The organism is Mycobacterium innocens (genome assembly GCF_900566055.1).
GTDB lineage: Bacteria > Actinomycetota > Actinomycetes > Mycobacteriales > Mycobacteriaceae > Mycobacterium > Mycobacterium innocens.
This window is the reverse complement of record NZ_UPHQ01000206.1, coordinates 1-1,096: the sequence shown is the minus strand read 5'-3', so window position 1 is coordinate 1,096 and position 1,096 is coordinate 1. Positions and strand designations below refer to the sequence as shown.

Below are 1,096 nucleotides of genomic sequence, written 5' to 3'. Positions count from 1 at the left end.
GCCGACTCTGCTCATGCGATATCTTCTTCACCACAAAGGCCTTTCCCGCTGGGCTGCGTTGAAGTCGCAAACCCAGCCAGGGTAAGGCCTTTGCCCTATCCTCCCCAGCCGACACGCTTACTCAGGGCCTAGTGTCGAGCAACCGTCGTCAACGGTCATCATCAACGGTCATTGTGGTACGAAGTTCGCCGATCCGGTACGAACCAACGGCCCGGGCACGTCGATCCCGTCGCGCTGCCCGGCCGCAAAAGTCCGGCCATCGTGTCCTCCGAGCGAATCACTTTGTCGCCCTGCGGGACACGCGATCGGCAGGCAGCTGAGCGGGCGCGTTGCCCGCGGTGTCTGCCCGCCGTCGCCGTCGCGCAGGGCCTGGGTCAGGTGCCGGTGGTGACGACCAGGAAGTCATGGCTGGTGGCCCACGCCTTGATGAAGGTCTCGATGGGGACCCGCTCGTCGCGGCCTTGCTTGGTACCGCTGTCGTTGAGGTGCACGATGCCGTTGGCGGTGTCGACTCCGGTGACCACCACGGCGTGGTCTGAGCGCGGATTGCCGTCGCTGTCTTTGCTTTCGATCGGCTGACCCCAGATCATTTCGGCGTTGAGGCTGACGATGACCTTGTGGCCGCCTCCCAGGTACTGCTCGAGCGCCTCCATGCCCGTGGGGATGCCGGTTTGCGGGGCGTCATCGGTGTCGGTGACCTTGGCGTCGACGCCGTAGTGCGCCAGCAGGGCGGGCACGTCCCACATACTGGTGCCCATGCCGGAATTCGGGTTCGACGGGTCAGCGGGTTTGATGTAGATCGAGCCGGGGTGGACGGTGCTGGGTGTCGACTGGGCCACCTTGACGATCGCCTTCTCCGAAGGCTCTTTGCCGGTGATCTGACCGATCACGTCGGCGCTCGACATGATGACGCAGTCGTCGTACTTCTGGTAGCGCCACCACTTGGCGGCCGCCACGGGGTCGCCAGCTGTTGCGGGTTGAGTGGTCGGTAGTTGTCAGTGGTGTGCGGTAGGAACAAAGGTATGAATCTGGCGGCGTGGGCTGAGCGCAATGGTGTTGCGCGGGTGACTGCGTATCGCTGGTTTCGCGCTGGTCT

The 1,096-nt window shown here is 64.1% G+C and carries 2 pseudogenes; one reads left to right on the top strand and one right to left on the bottom strand.

Annotated elements, in window-relative coordinates:
* Positions 1–374 precede the first annotated feature (374 nt).
* Positions 375–965, bottom strand: a pseudogene (locus EET03_RS19760) (C39 family peptidase); the annotation flags it as partial.
* A 57-nt stretch (positions 966–1,022) separates the two neighbouring features.
* On the opposite strand from EET03_RS19760, the pseudogene EET03_RS19755 reads away from it, so the two are divergent.
* A pseudogene (locus tag EET03_RS19755) lies at positions 1,023–1,096 on the top strand (IS607 family transposase); the annotation flags it as partial.